Origin of the sequence: Schaalia odontolytica (assembly GCF_002847525.1) — a bacterium.
Lineage (GTDB): Bacteria > Actinomycetota > Actinomycetes > Actinomycetales > Actinomycetaceae > Pauljensenia > Pauljensenia odontolytica_B.
Genome location: NZ_PKKM01000008.1, coordinates 52,201 through 71,307, shown reverse-complemented (window position 1 = coordinate 71,307; position 19,107 = coordinate 52,201). Strand labels below are relative to the sequence as shown.

Annotated in this window: 20 protein-coding genes; 11 read left to right on the top strand and 9 right to left on the bottom strand. The window is 65.6% G+C overall.

From position 1 onward, the window contains the following. Positions 1-69: 69 nt before the first annotated feature. Positions 70-1,287 carry a mannose-6-phosphate isomerase, class I gene (gene manA, locus CYJ22_RS06700; RefSeq protein ID WP_101602026.1) on the top strand — a complete coding sequence of 406 codons (1,218 nt, stop codon included), beginning with the start codon at positions 70-72 and terminating at the stop codon, positions 1,285-1,287. A 215-nt stretch (positions 1,288-1,502) separates the two neighbouring features. Here manA and CYJ22_RS06695 read toward each other — a convergent pair whose 3' ends face one another. The 6 genes from CYJ22_RS06695 to CYJ22_RS06670 all read right to left on the bottom strand — a co-directional run bounded on the left by CYJ22_RS06695 (position 1,503) and on the right by CYJ22_RS06670 (position 7,126). Then, entirely contained in the window at positions 1,503-2,195 is a 693-nt protein-coding gene (locus CYJ22_RS06695; RefSeq protein ID WP_101602024.1) for a type 1 glutamine amidotransferase, read from the bottom strand. A 33-nt stretch (positions 2,196-2,228) separates the two neighbouring features. After that, on the bottom strand, positions 2,229-3,302 hold the full coding sequence (locus CYJ22_RS06690; protein WP_101602022.1) for a hypothetical protein: 1,074 nt from the start codon (positions 3,300-3,302) through the stop codon (positions 2,229-2,231). Then, positions 3,299-3,931 carry an ABC transporter ATP-binding protein gene (locus tag CYJ22_RS06685; RefSeq protein ID WP_101602020.1) on the bottom strand — a complete coding sequence of 211 codons (633 nt, stop codon included), beginning with the start codon at positions 3,929-3,931 and terminating at the stop codon, positions 3,299-3,301. The genes CYJ22_RS06690 and CYJ22_RS06685 overlap by 4 nt, the downstream gene beginning before the upstream one ends. Next, positions 3,916-4,959, bottom strand: a complete 1,044-nt coding sequence (locus CYJ22_RS06680; RefSeq protein WP_101602018.1) for a hypothetical protein — start codon at positions 4,957-4,959, stop codon at positions 3,916-3,918. Before CYJ22_RS06680 ends, CYJ22_RS06685 begins: the two co-directional genes overlap by 16 nt. Before the next feature lie 24 nt (positions 4,960-4,983). After that, entirely contained in the window at positions 4,984-5,607 is a 624-nt protein-coding gene (locus CYJ22_RS06675) for a hypothetical protein (RefSeq protein ID WP_101602015.1), read from the bottom strand. A gap of 325 nt (positions 5,608-5,932) precedes the next feature. Beyond that, positions 5,933-7,126, bottom strand: coding sequence for a cobalamin-independent methionine synthase II family protein (locus tag CYJ22_RS06670; RefSeq protein WP_101602013.1), 1,194 nt, complete (start codon positions 7,124-7,126; stop codon positions 5,933-5,935). A 322-nt stretch (positions 7,127-7,448) separates the two neighbouring features. Here CYJ22_RS06670 and ilvD point away from each other — a divergent pair, with 322 nt between their 5' ends. Both ilvD and CYJ22_RS06660 read left to right on the top strand, forming a co-directional pair. After that, positions 7,449-9,296, top strand: a complete 1,848-nt coding sequence (ilvD, locus tag CYJ22_RS06665) for a dihydroxy-acid dehydratase (protein WP_101602011.1) — start codon at positions 7,449-7,451, stop codon at positions 9,294-9,296. A gap of 23 nt (positions 9,297-9,319) precedes the next feature. Further along, the gene (locus CYJ22_RS06660; protein WP_101602009.1) at positions 9,320-10,369 is read left to right on the top strand and encodes a lipoate--protein ligase family protein; all 1,050 of its coding nucleotides are present in this window, start codon (positions 9,320-9,322) and stop codon (positions 10,367-10,369) included. Positions 10,370-10,447: 78 nt separating this feature from the next. On the opposite strand, the gene CYJ22_RS06655 is transcribed toward CYJ22_RS06660, so the two are convergent. Then, positions 10,448-11,068 carry a MarC family protein gene (locus CYJ22_RS06655; RefSeq protein WP_101602007.1) on the bottom strand — a complete coding sequence of 207 codons (621 nt, stop codon included), beginning with the start codon at positions 11,066-11,068 and terminating at the stop codon, positions 10,448-10,450. Between the two features lie 47 nt (positions 11,069-11,115). Further along, entirely contained in the window at positions 11,116-11,814 is a 699-nt protein-coding gene (locus CYJ22_RS06650) for a YggS family pyridoxal phosphate-dependent enzyme (protein ID WP_007589477.1), read from the bottom strand. Positions 11,815-11,929: 115 nt separating this feature from the next. Here CYJ22_RS06650 and CYJ22_RS06645 point away from each other — a divergent pair, with 115 nt between their 5' ends. The 8 genes from CYJ22_RS06645 (at position 11,930) to CYJ22_RS06610 (ending at position 16,169) form a co-directional block, all read left to right on the top strand. Next, on the top strand, positions 11,930-12,319 hold the full coding sequence (locus CYJ22_RS06645) for a YccF domain-containing protein (protein ID WP_070834543.1): 390 nt from the start codon (positions 11,930-11,932) through the stop codon (positions 12,317-12,319). Between the two features lie 19 nt (positions 12,320-12,338). Beyond that, complete coding sequence (gene ybaK, locus CYJ22_RS06640) at positions 12,339-12,848, top strand: Cys-tRNA(Pro) deacylase (RefSeq protein ID WP_101602005.1); 510 nt, start codon at positions 12,339-12,341, stop codon at positions 12,846-12,848. Positions 12,849-12,999: 151 nt separating this feature from the next. Continuing rightward, positions 13,000-13,278 carry a type II toxin-antitoxin system RelB/DinJ family antitoxin gene (locus CYJ22_RS06635; RefSeq protein WP_034496870.1) on the top strand — a complete coding sequence of 93 codons (279 nt, stop codon included), beginning with the start codon at positions 13,000-13,002 and terminating at the stop codon, positions 13,276-13,278. After that, positions 13,262-13,567, top strand: coding sequence for a type II toxin-antitoxin system YafQ family toxin (locus CYJ22_RS06630; protein ID WP_431768515.1), 306 nt, complete (start codon positions 13,262-13,264; stop codon positions 13,565-13,567). Before CYJ22_RS06635 ends, CYJ22_RS06630 begins: the two co-directional genes overlap by 17 nt. A 37-nt stretch (positions 13,568-13,604) precedes the next feature. Next, complete coding sequence (locus CYJ22_RS06625) at positions 13,605-14,288, top strand: Pr6Pr family membrane protein (RefSeq protein WP_034496886.1); 684 nt, start codon at positions 13,605-13,607, stop codon at positions 14,286-14,288. Between the two features lie 53 nt (positions 14,289-14,341). After that, positions 14,342-14,770: a bleomycin resistance protein gene (locus CYJ22_RS06620; protein WP_007589492.1), complete on the top strand. Its 429-nt coding sequence runs from the start codon at positions 14,342-14,344 to the stop codon at positions 14,768-14,770. Positions 14,771-14,947: 177 nt separating this feature from the next. Beyond that, entirely contained in the window at positions 14,948-15,511 is a 564-nt protein-coding gene (locus tag CYJ22_RS06615; protein WP_007589486.1) for an NAD(P)H-dependent oxidoreductase, read from the top strand. A gap of 34 nt (positions 15,512-15,545) precedes the next feature. Next, a complete protein-coding gene (locus CYJ22_RS06610) occupies positions 15,546-16,169 on the top strand; it encodes a TetR/AcrR family transcriptional regulator (RefSeq protein ID WP_101602003.1) in 624 nt (207 codons plus the stop codon). On the opposite strand, the gene CYJ22_RS06605 is transcribed toward CYJ22_RS06610, so the two are convergent. Continuing rightward, the gene (locus CYJ22_RS06605) at positions 16,150-18,903 is read right to left on the bottom strand and encodes a DEAD/DEAH box helicase (protein WP_101602001.1); all 2,754 of its coding nucleotides are present in this window, start codon (positions 18,901-18,903) and stop codon (positions 16,150-16,152) included. The two genes, CYJ22_RS06610 and CYJ22_RS06605, sit on opposite strands and share 20 nt — an antisense overlap. Between the last annotated feature and the right edge of the window lie 204 nt (positions 18,904-19,107).

Genomic DNA, 19,107 nt, shown 5'->3' with positions numbered 1-19,107 from the left:
GCGCGGGGGATGGGGCCACGGCCTCGTCCCTCGCGTGTTGACGTGCCCGATACCGATAGGATTCGACCTATGGAAAGACTGATCGGCTGGACGAAAGCTGACGCGTGGGGCTCCACGAACGCGATCCCCGAGTTCCTGGGGGCCGCCGCCGGGGACGACCCGGTGTCCGAGGTGTGGTTCGGCGCCCACCCGGACGGACCGACGCTGCTGACGGGCGGGCAGACCCTCGCCGAGCACATCGGCGAGGACCCCAAGCGAGCCCTCGGCGGAGGCCTGCTCTACGCGTTTGGCCCGACCCTGCCGTACCTGGCCAAGATTATCGCCCCCGCGCAGACCCTGAGCCTGCAGGTGCATCCGACGAAGGAGATCGCGCGCGAGGGCTACCTGCGCGAGGAGGTCCTAGGCATTGAGCGAACGGACACGCACCGCGTCTACCGGGATATGAACCACAAGCCCGAGATGATCTACGCGCTCACCGAGTTCAGCGCGCTCGTGGGCTTCCGCGTGCCGCGCAAGGCCCGCCAGCTCCTCGTCGGCCTGGAGGGTGAGCTCGCGGACCGCCTGCGTTACCGCCTCAAGCTGTCCACCGTGCGCGGGGGCCTGCGCTCCCTGGCCACGTGGCTCTTCGACGAGGACTCCCCGGCGACCCCCGAGCGCGTCGAAGAGTTCGTGGCCGCGTGCCGCTCCCGCCTCGCGTCGGACACGTCCCCCTCGCCGCGCACGGACGAGCTTGTGAGCGTCCTGGGGGAGAAGCACCCGGGCGACCCGGGTATCATCGTCGCCTTCCTCATGAACCCGGTGTCCCTGCGCCCGGGCGAGGCCGTCTACATTCCGCCGCGCCAGATCCACGCCTACCAGTCAGGCCTGGGCATCGAGGTCATGGCCTCCTCCGACAACGTCGTGCGCGCAGGCCTGACCGGCAAGTACGTGGACTCCGCCCAGCTCGTCGAAATCACCGAGTTTTCGGCGCTGCCGCCCGTGCGCGTGGCACCCGAGCACCCCTCGGCGACGACGGACCGTTTTCTGGCACCTGCCCAGGAGTTCGAGCTGTCGGTGACGACGCTGGCACCCGGCAAGCACACGTCCCGCGTGGACGAGGTCGCCGTGCCCGGCGAGGGCCCGCGCATCGTCATCGCGACCTCCGGGTCGGTCACCCTGCACGTGAGCGAGGAGCAGGGCGGGGACAGCGTGGAACTGAGCCGCGGCCAGGCCGTGTTTGTCTCGGCCGCCGAGCGTCGCATGTGGGCGTACGGCACCGGCTCGTTTGTGCAGGTCGCGGCCCCCTGACCGGGGTACGTCGCGCGCCGTGACGAGGCCGTAAATGGGAGCGTTGTCAAGTCGTCCCACGTGGTGGTCTTGGTTCCTGGAAAAGCCTTGTAGGCGCGCCGTTTTCCTCTAAAATAGGAGCAGGGCCTCATCTCCGCTCGCTGCGACGAGGCCCGATTGTCAATCGCAGTGTGGGTACCGCGTGGGGGTGCCCGCACTGCGATTCTGTTTGCGCCTTAGAAGACGCCGGAGACCCAGTCGGCCAGGGTCTTGCAGGTGGAGGCCAGCTCGCCCTCGTGGGCGTTGTAGCCGGCGACGATGTCCTCGGTGTCGACGTCCTCGTTGTTGACTGCCCACACGGTCGCGGTCTCGCGCGTGACCTCCGGGTGGAACTGCACGCCCAGGGCGGTGCCGTAGGAGAAAATCTGCGTGTACTTGTCTGAGCGCGCCCACTCGCGCGCGCCGTGGGGGAGCTCCACGATGGCGTCGCCGTGGTCGGCGAACACCGTGTGGGTCGAGGCCAGGGCCATGCGCAGGGGAACGGCTCCGCCGCCGCCCGCCTGGTCATTCGTACCCCAGGCCAGGCAGATGACGCCATATTCGGGGCCCGCCGGGTCGGCTACACTGACACGCCCACCGAAGGTCGCGGCGATCAGCTGGGCGCCCAGGCAAATTCCGAGCACTCGAATCTGTGCGGCGACGCAGCGGCGCAGCAACTCGCGTTCGGCTTCCAGCCACGGCCATGCTTCGTCGTCGTAGGCGCTGGCCCGGCCACCCAGAAGGATGAGGGCACCCGGCAGGGGAGCGGCCGCCAGGTCCTGGAGACGCTGCGGGTCCTCCCAGGCGCGCACCACCTCGTGACCGCCGAGGAAGGCGGACAGCTGACCCACCGGGACGATCGGGTCGTTTTGAATCACGAGGATGTTCATACATCAATTGTAGTCGCGATCACGCGCCGGTACCTATCGGCCCTTAAAGAACGTGAACAGCTGGTGCTCGCGGATCGTCATGGAGGCAATCACGACACCAATGAGTGTCCACGACGCGGCGCAGATGCCCTCGGCTGCGACCAAACGGATGAGATCGGAGCGATCCCCGGGCGCCGCTCCGCTCAGGATTGTGAGGCATATGCCGGAGGTGAGGACGCATGCGCCGCCCACCCATGCCACAGCCTCGAACAGTTGGAGGACCGTCGTATCCGACGTGCGGAGCCCAGCGTGCAGAGCCGAGGCGATCTCGAGGCGACGCCACCATGTGGCAGCGGCCCCCAGCACGGCACCGATTGCGCTCGCGGCGATCCACGCCCACCAGGTCGGCCTCTGTCGCAGTCGCCCCGCCGCGTCGAAGGTCGTCCCGCGCGTAGGGTTCATGGCCAGGACCTGGGCGTTCTGATCGTCGCTTCCAACGAGGGTTGAGCGCACCAGGGCATCGACGTCGTCGCTGTGCGGCCAGGATTCGTACCAGCACTCATCGAAGGTCCCCATTGCGGGCACGGGGGCGAGAGCCGCGTAGGCATAGCCGGGGCGGCGCCCGTCGTTCTCGTCCCACGGGTAGGTGCCCGCCACCTCGGTCTGCCCGTGTGCGAGGGGGAGAAGGGCTCCTTGAGTGGTGCCGAGATCCTCAGCTACCTGCTCAGGGAGCAGAATTCCCGTCGGATCGGCCGTTGTTGTCCCCAGGAGAGAGACGGTCCCGGGCGTGACCTCATACAGAGGTAGCGACGAGGCAGGAAGGGCGAGCGGGGACAAGCCGGATTCGACCGAGCGAACGGCTCCTGCACGCACCCCAGGGATTCGCGACAGCGCATCGCAAGTGGCCCCGTCGATGCTGCCTTGCGCTTGGAGGACGCGCACCGATCCCAGGTGGACACGGAAAGAGGCAGCCTCAACGCTGACGGAACGAAGCGAGAACGCATCGGCGCAGATCGCGCCTCCGACCAGGGCGGTGGCCAGAACAGTCAGAATCCCGACGCGGGCCGTCCCGCTCAGGCAGTCCCTCCACGCTTCGGACAGGAGTGCTCGCCACGAGAGTGTGCTCATCGCTGTTCCTCCTCCTGGAAGCGGGCGAGGTCAATGACGGCGTCGCACTGCGCGCGAATTGACGGATCGTGCGTCGCGATCACGACGCTCACCCCGTCCTCGCGCAGCGAGCCGAGCGTGGAGGCGATATCGCGAGCCGTGGACTGATCAAGCTGCGCGGTCGGTTCATCCACGAGGAGCAGGGTGGGGGAGCATGCGAGCCCGCGCGCGAGGAGCACACGCTGAGCCTCGCCGCCGGACAGATCACGAAAAGAGCGCTCCGCGAGATGTGCCAGGTTGAAGGCATCAAGGAGCCGGTTCGCCTCGACATCGGCCTGCGCCCGACTCATGCCGCGGGCCAGCAGGGGCAGCGCGACGTGGTCGATCGCGCTACGCGCGCGGACGCCGAACGGGTTCTGGAAGACCCACGCAATGCGGGGGTTCTGCTCACCAGACGGACGGGGGACGGTGATCGTTCCCTCGGCTGGAGCGTCCCATCCCGCGATCAGCGACAGCAGGGTTGATTTGCCAGAACCGGACGGGCCGATGATGGCGGTGAGGGCACCGTCCTCGCAGCGTGCGCTCAGATGGCGAAAGAGCCACGGGGTTGCGGCGAACTTGTGCCCGACGTTGTCTAGTTCGACGGACATGAGCGTCCCTCGACGGCGGTGTCGACGGCGGAGAGCGGGGTCGTTGGCAGGACGTAGGTTCGGCCAAGCTGGGAAGAAACGATAGAGACGGGGATCGGCGCGCCGCTTGCAAAGACGCACGCGTTCGTCGCGTCTCCGATCACTGAGGCCGGCGGGACGACCGTGACGGTGATGGGGGAGGAGAGCTTCCAGGAGACTGGCAGCTGAACGGGTCCATCGCCGCTCGGGGCGGAACGGACGAAAGTCGCGTATTCGCTGGAGGATAGGATCGTCGCCGTCAGTGTGGGGTCGGTGATGACGCCGTCAGCGGGAACGGGGTAGTCCGTGTCCCCCAGGGTGATGACGTGGTCCGCGGGATAGGCGTCCGGAGGCACGGAGAGGCGCAAAGCGTCGCGGGAGTCCTCAAGGGCGAGGAGAACAGTGCTCGTATCGACGCTGTCGCCCAGGCGAACGGGAACCGACGAGGGGGTGACGGTCGGCGCGGGAATCCACAGGACGTGAGAGGCCTCGATGCGGGAGGGGACACCTCCGGCTCCGTCGCTCACACCCATCGCCGAGGCCAGGGCCGCGCGCGTGGCGGCCGTCACCCGCTGAGACTCCGCGGGAGCCCCATATCCGAGCCGCGCAAGCTCAGCGTTCAGGGCCGCAATGTCTGGTCCGGTCGCTCCGTCCACCACGTCCTGATAGAGAGGAGTGGACAGGGCTAAGGCAAGAAGGGGAAGGCCATCAATCTCGCAGGGAATGGAACCTGACGTGATGGGAGTTCCCGTCGCTGCCTGGAGGGCCGTGATGCGCCCGGCGACGGGGGAGGTAAGTTCGTGAGGCGAGGCCGGGGGAATTGTGAGGGTGAGGGAGCGCGTATCGGTGAACTCGCGGGTGGTGACCGGGATCGTCGACGGAGCAGATGACGATGCCAACGAGGCCGGGGTGGGCGGCGAGGCGATGAGAATACCCGCGCTGACCCCACCCGCACCGGCGATGAGAGCGACAAACGCGGTGAGGGCGAGCCAGCGGCGAGAAGATGCCATCTCAACTCCTGAGGGTGGTTGTGGTCATTTGCTGGGGTCTTCGACGCATCGTTTCCAAATGTCGGGCCCCTGAGCTGGGTCAATGAAAGGCAACGTGCTTGCGAGAGGCGTTCCGCTCTCGCGAGCGCGCGCGAGCTCTTGGGCCGTGAAGGACGGCTCAACCGCCTTGTTGCGGATCAAACACTGCGTGTACACCTCGTTGATATCCAGGTGGTCCGGGTTGACTCGCATGTCGAACTCGAGCGCCTCGATGATCGGCTGACCGGCTTCGATGGAACAGGCGTGGACGAATTCTTCTTGCTGTTCCTCAGATATGGAGGAGCCGACCGGCTGATCGGGGACGCTCAACCCGCCGCTCGGGCTGAACGATGCGCCGGTGACGCCCTTGTCTGTCAGGCAGCTCAGCACGCGCTGACGCATGTCCTGGAGTTCGGCCTCGCTGATGGCAGAGTCGGCCAGGACAGATTGAACGAACTCGTTGGACGCCCACTCATTGCGCGCCTGCTCAATGTCGGCCGCCCACGGCCCCTCCGCCGCGGGCGTGGTCTGTTGGCAGCCACAAGCCGTGGCGACGATGACAAGAGCGGCAGCGAGCAAACCAACGCGCGAACGGATGGAGTACGTGCCCTCCCTGGTGTTTGCTCCCATGATGTTCTCCCTCGAACAGCCTCGACAATGGGTGCTTACTTCCAGAATAACGAAGAAAGGGCTCTGTTTTCTGCATGACGGAGAAATGAATTGAGATGGGGATGATCAGATGACCCCAAACGCGCCGCAGCCCCCAATCCCGGAACCCGACGCGGCGTGCGATCCCCACCGCGGCAAGCCGACCCGGAAACGGGGGCTGCAACACACAATTCATTGTGTGACGCCAAGCTCAAAGAACGGGGAGCTTTGGCTGAGAAAACCCTGGGAAAAGCGCGCGGGGTGGATCCTCATCCACCCCGCGCGCCCCAGGCCAGCAATCAGGCGATCACTTCGATGCGAGACGAGCGCCCTCGGTAAGAGCCTCCAGCTTCGCCCGCGCGATCGACGGGTAGATGCGGCCGCCCAGGCCACAGTCCGTCGACGCCACGACACGCTCATCGCCCACAATGTCCGCGAACTGGCGGATACGCTGAGCCACCAGCTCCGGGTGCTCCACAACGTTCGTCGAGTGCGACACCACGCCCGGGATCAGGTACTTGCCCTCAGGCAGTTCGATGTCGCGCCAGATCGTCCACTCGTGCGCGTGGCGAGCATTCGCCGCCTCGAACGTCAGTCCGTTCGCGTTGACCAGCAGGGCCAGATCCACGATGTCCTTGAACGCAATATCCGTCGTGTGCGGGCCGTGCCACGAACCCCAGCACACGTGGAAACGCACCAGAGACGGGTCAATGCCCTCCAGCGCGTGGTTCAGCGCGTCGATACGCACGCGAGAGAACGCGCGGTAATCCTCAACGGACGGCTCAGGGTTCATCTGATCCCAGCCCTCCGCGATATCCGGCGCGTCAATCTGCACCGTCAGGCCCGCGTCCGTAATGCGCTTGTACTCCTCGCGCAGCACGTCCGCGCACGCCCACACCACGGCCTCGTCATCCTCGTAGAACGCGTTGCCCACGCGAGCCGCCGAACCCGGCGAAATCGCCGCCACGAAACCATCCGACACGGGCTTCCCCACAGCCTCCAGCGCGTGCTTCACGCCCGCGATATCGCGCTCCACGGCCTCAGCACCGATGTAGGTCAGCTCGTCCACGATCGCCGGGAACAAGACCTTGTTGTCGCTCACGATCTGAATACCCGACTCCGGGTCACCGTACGCGTCCGCGAAACGCTGCCAGTCGCGGCGCTCAGCAAACGACGAGAAAGCCAGGCGGCCATCGCGGCCAGCCGGGGGACGCAGCTCAAAGCCACCCGAGTTCTCAAACGACAGACCGCCAAAACGCGAGAAGGAATACGTCCACCACGCGCCGTAATCAACCGTGTCGAGCATCGCGTGGCCGTACTCGCCGTCGTTGACGATATCCAGGCCAATCTCAGCCTGACGCTTCACAACGCCATCAACCTCAGCCTGCAGCACAGAGGTGAAATCAGCGTCGCTCAGGGAACCCTCGCGGTGCGCGGCGTTTGCCTTAAGCAGCTCGGGGGTACGGGGCAGGGAACCAACATGAGTGGTGCGAATGGTCATCGCAGTCCTTTCTCTTCACTGTGCCCTCAGCCTACGTTTCGCGTGTCGAGAACGAGGCCGAATGTCCGAAGCATGACCAATGCGATCAACCACTCATCTGGCCAGACACTAATTCACGCACGCACCCCTTGCGTTTTCCTTGCAATCACGCCCACAAGCGTCCATCCACTGACACGGCGACCCACTCGCTACAGCCCCCGAAATACCGCGCGAAAACCGCCCCCACCCAGCCCCGGCCTCGTCCATGAGACGAAACCCGCACGGAAACGCAGCGCTCACGCTCCTACTGTTGAGTCATTACAAGGCAAAAGAAAGGCACATCATGAGTCGCCCGCTGCGCTCGGCAACATCCACCCAAGGCCGCAACATGGCCGGAGCTCGCGCCCTGTGGCGCGCCACCGGCATGACGGACGGCGACTTCGGCAAGCCGATCATCGCCATCGCCAACTCCTTCACCCAGTTCGTGCCCGGCCACGTGCACCTCAAGAACATGGGTGACCTCGTCGCCGGAGCCATCGAAGCAGCCGGCGGCGTCGCCAAGGAATTCAACACGATCGCCGTCGACGACGGCATCGCCATGGGCCACGACGGTATGCTCTACTCCCTGCCCAGCCGCGACCTCATCGCCGACTGCGTCGAAACCATGGTCAACGCGCACCGCGCCGACGCCCTCGTGTGCATCTCCAACTGCGACAAGATCACCCCCGGCATGCTCCTGGCCGCCATGCGCCTGAACATCCCGACCATCTTCGTGTCCGGCGGCCCCATGGAATCTGGCGCTGCCGTCGAAGGCGTCGTCGAGCACCGCCTCGACCTCATCGACGCCATGGTCATGGCCGTTGACGACTCCGTCAGCGACAACCAGCTGGCCAGCATCGAAGCCAACGCGTGCCCCACCTGCGGCTCCTGCGCAGGCATGTTCACCGCGAACTCCATGAACTGCCTCAACGAGGCCATCGGCCTGGCCCTGCCCGGCAACGGCACCACCCTCGCCACCCAGATCGAACGCAAGAAGCTCTTCACCGAGGCCGGCACGCGCATCGTCGACATGTGCCGCGCCTACTATGACAACGAGGACGACTCGGTCCTGCCGCGTTCCATCGCCACCAAGGCCGCCTTCGAGAACGCCATGAGCCTGGACGTGGCCATGGGCGGTTCCACCAACACCGTCCTGCACATCCTCGCCATCGCCAACGAGGCCGGTGTCGACTTCACGCTCGACGATATCGACGCGATCTCGCGCCGCGTGCCCTGCCTGTGCAAGGTGGCCCCCAACTCCACGACCTACCACATCGAGCACGTCCACCGCGCCGGCGGCATCCCCGCCCTGCTCGGCGAGCTTGACCGCGCCGGCCTGCTCAACCGCGACGTCCGCTCCGTCCACTCCGACAACCTCGCCGACTGGCTGGGCGCCTGGGACGTGCGCAGCGGGAGCGCCACCGACGAGGCCAAGCACCGCTTCCTCGCCGCCCCCGGCGGCGTGCGCACCACCCAGGCATTCTCGACCGCCAACCTCTTCGAGTCCCTCGACACCGACTCCGAGGCCGGCTGCATCCGCTCCGTCGAGCACGCCTACACGAAGGACGGCGGCCTCGCGGTCCTCTACGGCAACATCGCCGCCAACGGCGCGATCATCAAGTCCGCCGGCATCGACGAGTCCCTCTTCCACTTCGTCGGCAAGGCCTTCGTCGTCGAATCCCAGGAGGAAGCCGTCGAGGCCATCCTCAGCAAGCAAGTTAAGGAAGGCGACGTCGTCGTCATCCAGTACGAGGGCCCCAAGGGCGGCCCCGGCATGCAGGAAATGCTCTACCCGACCTCCTACCTCAAGGGCCTGGGCCTGGGCAAGAAGTGCGCCCTCATCACCGACGGCCGCTTCTCCGGCGGCACGTCCGGCATCTCCATCGGTCACATCTCGCCCGAGGCCGCGGCCGGCGGCGCGATCGGCCTCGTGCGCACCGGCGACGAGATCGAAATCGACGTCAACAACCGCGTCCTGCGCGCCAACGTGAGCGACGAGGAACTCGAGCGCCGCCGCGCCGAAAAGGGCGCCGCCCCGTGGAAGCCCTCTAAGCCTCGCGCCCGCCAAGTCTCCGACGCCCTGCGCGTCTACGGCATGCTCGCCGCATCCGCCGACAAGGGCGGCGTGCGCGTCCTGCCCGACTGGGCGTGAGCGAAGCGCCTACAATCGTGGGCATGCATGGAGAATACAAAGTCCCCGGAGGAAAGCTCGTCGTCGTCGACACCGACGTGGAGGAGGATCGCCTCGCGCGCGTGAGCGTGTCCGGTGACTTCTTCCTCGACCCCGACGACGCGCTCACCCGGATCACCGCGTCCCTCGAAGGGGCCCCGGCCTCGTCGAGCGCGAAGGATCTGGCCGCGCGCGTGGAGGCCGCCCTCCACGAGGGAGACACCCTCATGGGCGTGACCCCCGAGGCCGTCGGCATCGCCGTACGCCGCGCGCTGGGCGCCGCCCTGTCGTGGGACGACATCGACTTCGACGTCATCCACGGCCCCGTCGTCGACCCGATGATCAACGTCGCCATGGACGAAACCCTGGTCGAAGACGTGGCCGCGGGGCGCCGCAAGCCCTTCATGCGCCTGTGGGAGTGGAACGGCCCCCAGGTCGTCATCGGCTCCTTCCAGTCCTACCAAAACGAAATCCAACAGGACGGCGTGGATCGATACGGCATCACCGTGTCGCGGCGCGTCACCGGTGGCGGCGCCATGTTCATGGAGCCCGGCAACTGCATCACCTACTCGCTTGTCATCCCCACCGCCCTCGTGGAGGGAATGAGCTTCGAGCAGGCCTACCCGTACCTCGATCAGTGGGTCATGGAGGTCCTCGAAAAGCTGGGCATCAAGGCCAAGTACGTGCCGCTCAACGACATCGCCTCCGAGTTCGGCAAGATCGGCGGCGCCGCGCAGAAGCGCTGGGCCAACGGCTACATGGTCCACCACGTGACCATGGCCTACGACATCGACGCCATCAAGATGAACGAAGTCCTGCGCATCGGCATGGAGAAGATCCGCGACAAGGGCACCCGCAGCGCCGTCAAGCGCGTGGATCCCATGCGCTCCCAGACCGGCATGGCGCGCGAAGAGATCCTGCAGGTGTTCTTCGATCACTTCAAGGAGAAGTACAACGCGAGCGTCGGCACCATCACCGAGGCGGACCTCGAGGTCGCACGCAAGCGCTGCGAGACGAAGTTCGCGCGCGAGGAGTGGGTGCACCGCATCCCCTGAGTGCCCCTTATTCGTGGCCCGCTTCGGCGTCGTTTCGACGAGGCCGGGGCGGGCTTTCGCGTTTAACAGCGGGCGGTCTTAGAAGAGCTGAAGTGCGCGCACCCCGTGGATGATGAGTTCGACGCCGATGACGAGGATAAGGAAGCCCATAATTCGCACGATCGCGCCGACGCCGGTAGCTCCGAGCTTGTCGATCCAGGGCGTTCCGTAGCGCAGCAGCACCGCGATGGCGGCGGCTGTCACCGCAATTCCTAGGACGACGCCGACGTGGAATCCGATGGCCGTATTGCGGGCGGCCAACGCGATGACGACGCCGATCGAGCCGGGTCCTGCGATGAGGGGCAGCGCCATGGGGGAGAAAGACACATCCGCCTTGGCCGTCGCGTGCTGGTCCTCCTCGTTGGTGGAGCGGCGCTTGTTTTCCAGCATCGAGAAACCCGAGTGCGCGACGACGAGGCCGCCGGCGATCTGCAGGGAGGGCAGGTCGAAGCCGAAGAAGCGCATGATGAGCGAGCCGCAGACAGCAAAGGCCGTCAGGATCGCGAACACGTAGATGCCGGTCTTCCATGCCTGGGAGCGCACTGCCGCCGGATCGTCGGACGCGGTCAGGCCCGCGAAGGCGGCGAGACCTCCGATCGGGTTGGTGATCGGTGCGAGTGCCAGGATCGACGCTGATAGTCCAGCAAGAACGCTCATCATGCCCTCAATCCTAACGGGTGTGACGCGGGCGGGGTTGAGCGGTCTCGTCAGAGGCGGCGGGCTCCGAAAACAGCCGTTCCCAGGCGCACGATCGTCGCCCCCTCGGCGATAGCCCACTCCAGGTCGCGGCTCATGCCCATCGACAGCGCGAGGTCGGATTCTTCGATGCCCAGGCGCGCCGCTGCCTCGTCCCTGATGCCGCGCAGCTGCGCGTAGGCGGCGCGCACGTCGGCCTCAACGGGGGAGTTCAGGCCCACCGTCATGAAGCCCACGAGCTGCAGGTGGGCCGAGGTCTCGACCGCGTCGATCAGTGCGGCGACGTCGGAGGGGGCGCAGCCGTGCTTCGTGGCCTCGCCCGAGACGTTCACCTCGACGAACACCGGGAGCGTGCCGGTCGCCCGCGCGTCGATCTTCGAGGCCAGCGCGGGGGAGTCGAGCGACTCGATCGCGTCCACGCAGGCCAGCGCGTGGTTGATCTTGTTGGACTGCAGAGGCCCAATCAGGTGAATGCGTGCGCCGGGTACCTCGCGGATCGCCTCCACCGTCGCACGCGCCTCCTGCACGCGGTTGTGGCCGAGCAGGATAGGTAGGCCCGCCTCGCTCAGGGCGGCGGCGGCTTCGCGGCATTCCTCGGGCGTGCGCGTCTTGACCGCCAGCTCCAGGTGCACCGAATCGGTGCGGCCGCACGCGGATGTCGCGCGGTCGATGCGGTCGCGGGCAGCGGCGATGGCCTCGGGAATACTCATGCCCTCATGGTACGCGCGGAGTAACTTTCAGGGGCCAATCAGGGGCGACTCAGGGGAATCTGAGCGAGGAGTCGTGGCAGACTAGAATGTTCACAGATCAAGGAAAGGACACGCCATGCGTACCCTGCTCAACATCATCTGGTTCCTCTTCGGAGGGCTCCCGCTCTTCCTGGGATACCTCCTTGCGGGTGTCGTCGCCTGCATCTTCGTCGTCACGATCCCCGCGGGCGTGGCCTGCTTCCGCATCGCCGGTTACGTGCTGTGGCCGTTTGGCAAGCGCGTCATCGACAAGCCGGGCGTGGGCGCGGGCTCTGGCCTCATGAACATCGTGTGGTTCCTGGTCGCGGGTCTGTGGCTCGCCATCGGCCACATCACCACCGCCGCCGCGCAGGCCGTCACTATCGTCGGCATCCCGCTGGCTATCGCCAACCTCAAGATGATCCCGATCACCTGCTTCCCCTTCGGCAAGGCCGTCATCGACGACCCGACCGCGTCCATCCTCTGACGCGTCCTACACTGGGGTTATGGCTCGTAAACACAGCAAGGATCACGGCGGTGGCCCCACCCGCGCCATCGAGGCGCTCACGGCGGCCGGCGTTGCTTTTACCGTTCACGAGTACGAGCACGACCCGGCCGCCCGGGCGTTTGGGGAGGAAACCGTCGAGAAGCTGGGCATCGACCCCACCCAGGCTTTCAAGACCCTCATGGTGCGCCTGGAACCCACCGGCGAGTTCGTCGTCGGCTGCGTGCCCGCGCTGGCACACCTGTCCATGAAACTGATCGCCAAGGCCGCAGGTGCCAAGAGCGCCGCCATGGCCGACCCTGCCGTCGCACAGCGCCGCACCGGCTACGTCGTGGGCGGCATCAGCCCGCTCGGGCAGACCACTGCGCACCGGCTGTTCATCGACTCTTCCTGCCTGGACCACGAGACCATGATCGTCTCGGGCGGGCGCCGAGGCCTCAGCGTCGAACTGAGCCCCCTCGACCTCGTCGAGCTGACGGATGCTGAGGTCACGGACCTGGCGCAGGTCTGACCCTGGCCGGATTTGAACTCCGCCTCGGCCGTTTCACCATGCCGACTTCATCGCGGAAATCATGTCGGTGTCTGCGCGCGCAGGCATATGTCATACATCTGTGGTGCGTTGTATAATAAAAGTCGTACATTCGTCTGAAAGGTGTGGCGATATGAAAACGGCGACGCTTAACATGCGCGTTGATCCAAGCGTGAAGGAAGAAGCTGAGAGGGTGTATGCCCAGTTCGGCATGAACCTCACCGACGCTGTGAATGTTTTCTTGCACAAGTCCATCATGGAGGGTGGCTTACCCTTTGACTTGCGCCAGCCCCGCTTCAACGCTGAAACCGAGCTAGCTATGCGCGAGGCTCGCGACATCGCCGCAGGGCGTGTTGCCGCTACCCGTTACGCGTCCGCGGCACAAGCGTTCGCGGATGTCGATGATGAGTGAGCCTCAGCGGGGCCAGCGTGCCCTCGTGATGACCAGTCAATTCAAGAAGGATCTCAAAAGGGCCCGCAAACGAGGGCTCCCTATCAAGGAGCTCGAAGCGGTCATTGATCTCATTCTTACGGGCGAAGTGTTGCCTCCCCAGCGGAGGGATCATCTCTTGACCGGGGACTATGCGGGGTTCCGTGAATGTCATATTCGGCCGGATTGGCTGTTGATCTATCTGGATGAGCCAGAGATCTGCGTTGTGACCGCAATTCGTACGGGTTCCCACTCGGACCTGTTTCAATAGCTGCTGTTTCCGTGAGAGTCGAGATCCTATGGTTGACATGACTGAACTGAGCGGTCGCGGGCGCGCCGCCTACTGGGTGGTTGCCGCCCTCGCGTGGGCGGGCGTCGCCGCCACTCTTATTATCACGGCCTTTGATGGCTACGCTGCGCCGACCTACGTCGAGGAGGGCCTCTTCGCGGGTGCCCCCCATGGCTGGGCGGGTGCTCCCGAGCGCCTCATCAACTGCCTGTCCTACTTCACCGAGCTGTCCAACATCATGGTTGCGATCATCTCGACCCTCCTCGCGCGCCGAGGCTGCGTCGGGGCGTGGGGGAGGGCCACGCACCTGTGCGCGCTCATGATGATCACGGTGACCGCGATCGTCTACGCGACGCTGATTGGTCCCTACGAGGTTCTCTCCGGCTTCGCGCTCGTCACCAACCCGCTGCAGCACATCGTCGTCCCGGCCGCCTTCGTGGGCACGGCCGCGCTCGCGGGGCCGCGCGGTGGCATCACGTGGGCGACGCTGGGGCGCGCCCTGCTGATCCCGGTCGCGTGGGTGGCGTACACGCTCGTGCGCGGCTCCTTCACGCACCAGTACCCCTACGGCTTCGTCAACGTGTGGCGCATCGGCTACGCGCAGGTCGCGATCAACATCGTGGCGATCTTGATCGGCGCCCTGGTCTTCATGGCGCTCTTCGCGGGTGCCGATTGGCTGATCCGCAAGGCCTCGCGGCGCTGACGGTCTGCGCATCTCCCGGACACGGTCTCGTCCGAGGCCGCTAGAGTGAGGCTATGAGCAACGAACCCGGGCTTGTTCCTGAACTTACCGTCACCGATTACGAGGCATCGCGCCGTTTTTGGTGCGACCTCGTCGGTTTTTCCCTTCGCTATGAGCGGCCTGAGGAAGGATTCGGCTATCTCGTCCTGGGTAACGCGCACCTGATGCTCGACCAGATCGACCGCGGGAGGACGTGGGCAACCGGTCCCCTTGATCTGCCGCTTGGCCGCGGGATCAACCTCGAGGTTCAGACCGAAGAGCTGGACAGTGCATGGCACCGCATGGCCGAGGCAGGGTGGCCGATCTTCGTCGAACCCGAAGAGAAGTGGTATCGGGCGGGAGATATTGAAATCGGCGTCCGCCAGTTCCTAGTCCAGGATCCCGACGGTTACCTGCTGCGCCTCCAGCAGGAAATCGGTGAGAGACCCGCTCTGCGAGGATAACTTGGACGGCGGGGCAATATCGATCCTAAGTCGGAATGGTGGCTGCCCCTCTTGAGGTGAGAGGGTGCTACTGCTCCTCTCCGGGTGTAACTCTCAGCTCTTTGAGACCTCTTATGTTGTGTGGGTGGGGTCTCTGCACTACAGTTGTAATCAATCAATTACAACAAAGGGGAAAATATGAAGATTCTTGTCATTCAGGGCAGTCCTGACGCGGGAAGCTACTCGCATGAACTCGCAACGACTTACGCTGATGAGGCGCGCAGCGCTGGGCATGACGTGCGTATGATCGATCTGGCGACGGAGGATTTTGATCCCGTTCTGCGCTACGGATACCGCCAGCACATGGAGGACGAAAGTGGTCCCAAGCGGTATCAGGAGGACATAGCCTGGGCCGATCACCTCGTGTTCAGCTTCCCGATTTGGTGGTCTGCTGAACCCGCGATTTTGAAAGGTTTCCTTGATCGCACTCTCACGCCGGGATTTGGGTACCAATACGTCGACGGTAAGAGCCAGGGCTTACTGAAAGATAAGACCGCGGCACTCATCGTCACATCCCGTGCTCCTTCGTTTATCTACCGAATCTTCGGTGGTCCAATCTGGCGGTGGAAGAGTATGGTCCTGGGCTTCGTGGGGATTCGCCTGACCAAAGCTCTGATGCTTGGCCGCATTGAGCAGGAAGTTGATACTCCTGCTTACCGCGCTGCGTTTGTCGAGACAGTTCGAGCTTACGCGCGCGGATAGACTGTCCGTATCACCGAAATTGGGAGGTCCAGGTATGGCCGCGACGCGTATGCCAGCCAATGAACGCAAGGCACTCATGCTGGAGGCTGCCGTCCGTGTGTTTGCGCGGGTTGGCTACGCTGCGGCCACGACGGACTCGATCGCGCGCGAGGCAGGCGTCAGCCAGGCGTATGTCGTGCGTTTCTTCCGGTCGAAGGAAACACTTTTCGAGGAAGCTGCTACGTATGTTGTTGAGCAGCTGTGTCGACGTTTTGCTGAGGCACCCGTAGCGGCGGATTCTACCGACGTTGAACGTCGGGAATTGCTGGGGGACATGTACGCGGAGATCGTGAAAGACCACGACATGTTCATGATGATCATGCGCCTATTCATGATGGGATCCGATCCGCGCTTCGGGCAGCTCTCCCGCGATAGCTTTGCACGTGTGTACCGCGTCCTGCGAGAAGACGTCGGGATGGATGCTGAACAGGCTAGGCTCTTCCTCTCCCACGGTTTGTTGATGAACCTCGTGCTGTCGCTGCGTCTGTGGGAAGGCGAAAGAGTCTTGTCGGATGAGATCCTTGGATTTCTCGGGAAAGGACGCGCGGAGGCTATGTATTCACTGCATGACGCGCCTGGTTCCTCGAATGATGAAGGATCTACCGCGCCCCGACGGTGACCGTGGCCAGGGCAACGCGGTTCGCCTCGTCCGAGGCGGGCACGTCCACGAGGGCGACGATGCGCCAGTCCATGTCCTCCTCCGAGTCGAACAGGATCTGCGTAGCCAGCCAGAACGTGCCCGCCGCAGCCTGATCCACCGCGTCCGCGATCGCCTCGATGCGCGCCACCTGGGCGCGCTCGACATCCGACGAAACCACAGCGGGAGCCAGCTCCAGCACGTCCTCGCGGGTCGGGGCCTCGTTTAGGGAACACAGCGACAGGGCGCGCGCACGCTGATCGATGCCGATCCACTCGTGCTCCGCCCAGTAGCGCTCAAGCACCGCGTCCCACTCGTCCTCGCCCCACGGGGCGACCACCGGGGTGCGTGAGGCCTCGTCCAGGCGCGCCAAGGCCTCGACGTTGTCGCGGCTCATCGCCTCCACGCGCTCGAACAGGGCCGAGCGGATCGCCGTGCGGAACGCGTGACGGTTCGCGCTGAAGGGAACGGTCCCGTCCTCCCGCGCGCCAAACGCCAGCTCCGCGCCCTCCGTGCCGTCGCCCTCGGACGCGGGGGAGAGGGCCTGGCCCGTGGACATCGCCTCCCACTCGTCCAGCAGCGAGGAGTCAACCGCGCGGATCAGCGCCGACAGCCACGCAATGATCGACCGCAGCTCGTCCGTCATCAGCTCGTCCGGCACGATCTGGCGCAGCGCGCGGTACGCGTCCGTCAGGTAGCGCAGCACAATGCCCTCGGAGCGGCCCACGTCGTAGCGGCCCACGATCCCCGTGAATGTCAGCGCGTTCTCGATCATCTCGCGCACGACCGACTTCGGGGAAATCTCCTGATCCTCGATCCACGGGTTCGCGTGCAGATACACCGCGAACGCGTCGCCCAACAGATCGGCCAGCGGGCGCGGCCACGTGACCTCCTCCAGGGCGGCCATGCGCTCGTCGTACTCCATGCCCTGCGCCTTCATCGCTGCCACGGCCTCGGCCCGTGCCGCCTTCTCCTGCGCGAACAGGAGCGGGCGCGGATCCTCCAGGACCGACTCGATGACCGACACGACGTCCAGGGCGAAGGTCGGGGACTCCGGATCCAACAGATCGAGTGCGGCCAGCGCGAAGGGGGAGAGCGGCTGGTTAAGTGCGAAGTCATCCGGCAGGTCCGTGGCCGCACGCAGGCGAGGCTCACCCGACGCCGAGGCCTGCGCAGAAGACACGTGCTCGACGACGCCCGCCTGCTTCATCGACGTGTAGATCTCACCCAGGCGGCGCAGGTGCGGGTTGCGATCCGTGGGCGGATCGTCGTTGTTGCGCGCCAGCCACACGAGGTGCTCGCCCGGGTCGCGCCCGGCCGCAGGAGCACCGGCCAGCACGTTGAGGACCATCGCGTGCGTCATCTCGAAACGGCTCGTGAGCTGCTCGGGAGCCGCATCCACGAGGCGCTCGAACGTCGAGCGCGTCCACGAGATCTCGCCCTCGCCTGGCCCCTTGCGCTTTTTCGCGGACTTCTTCGCCGCGCGCTTGGCCTCGCGGGCGTCGCGTGCGGCCTCCTGCGCGGCGCTCAGGCGTGCGCGCTCACGGGCGGCATCGACCTTGTGCTCGGGGGCCAGGACGCGCACGAAACCGACCGTGTCGAAGCCGGCGCGGCCGGCGCGGCCCGCGATCTGGTGGAACTCGCGCGCGCTCACGTGGCGCATGCGCCGACCGTCGTACTTCACGAGCGACGTCATCAGCACCGTGCGGATCGGGACGTTGATACCCACGCCCAAGGTGTCCGTGCCGCACACGATCGGTAGCAGGCCCGCCTGCGTGAGGCGCTCGACGAGGCGGCGGTAGCGAGGCAGCATGCCCGCGTGGTGCACGCCGATGCCCTGCGCGAGCAGCGACTTCAGGGTCTGCCCGAAGCCCTTCGTAAACGACACGCCCGCCAGCTGCGCGGCGATCGCCTTCTTCTGCTCGGGAGAAATCAGCGAGGAACGGTCGAAAGACTGCGCGGTAGCAACCGCGTCGCGCTGGGAGAAGTGCACGATGTAGACGGGCCAACGGCCTTCGCCCAGCAGCCGCTCCACCGTGTCGGGCAGGCGGTCCACGACGTACTCAAACTCGAGGGGCACGGGGCGTTCCGCGTCGTCGATGAGGGACACGTCGCGCCCGGTGCGTTCCTTCCACGCGCGCTCGAAACGCGTCGTGTCGCCCAACGTCGCGCTCATCGCGACCACCTGCGGGGTCCTCAGCTCCAGGAGCGGCACCTGCCACGCCCAGCCGCGCTGACGATCCCCATAGAAGTGGAACTCGTCCATGACGATCATGTCCGCGTCCAGCGTCGGCCCCTCGCGCAGCGACTGGTTCGCAAGGATCTCGGCGGTGCAGCAGATAATGGGCGCGTCGGCGTTGAGAGACACGTCGCCGGTCACCATGCCGACGTTGTCCGCGCCGAACAGGGACACGAGGTCAAAGAACTTCTCCGACACCAGGGCCTTGAGTGGCGCCGTGTAGTAGGAGCGGCCACCGTGCGCCATCGACGTGAAGTGCGCGGCGAGCGCGATCATCGACTTGCCCGACCCCGTGGGGGTCGCAGCGATCACGTGGTTGCCCGCGAGGATCTCCACCAGGGCCTCCTCCTGGTGGGGGTAGAGCGGACGCCCGGTGCCCTCGGCCCAGGACACGAAGGCCTCGTACAGGGCATCGTCGTCGCCCAGACGGCCCTCGTCCTCCAGGTCGTCCAGGATCTCGTTCAAAGTCGCGCTCATGCTCCCATTGTCCCAGAGTGCGCCCACGTCTGCGTCCCCGCACCGCCGGGCTCTTCCCGCAGCTCATCGACGAGGCCGGGGCGCCTCGTCCGGAAACAGCGCGGGCGTGCGCGTGGCGAGACGTCGCCTGCCGGGTGAGGAGCCCTGTGGCAAGATGAACGGGTCCCATTACAACGCGCGGGTGCGTCCCGCGACAGCGCGCGA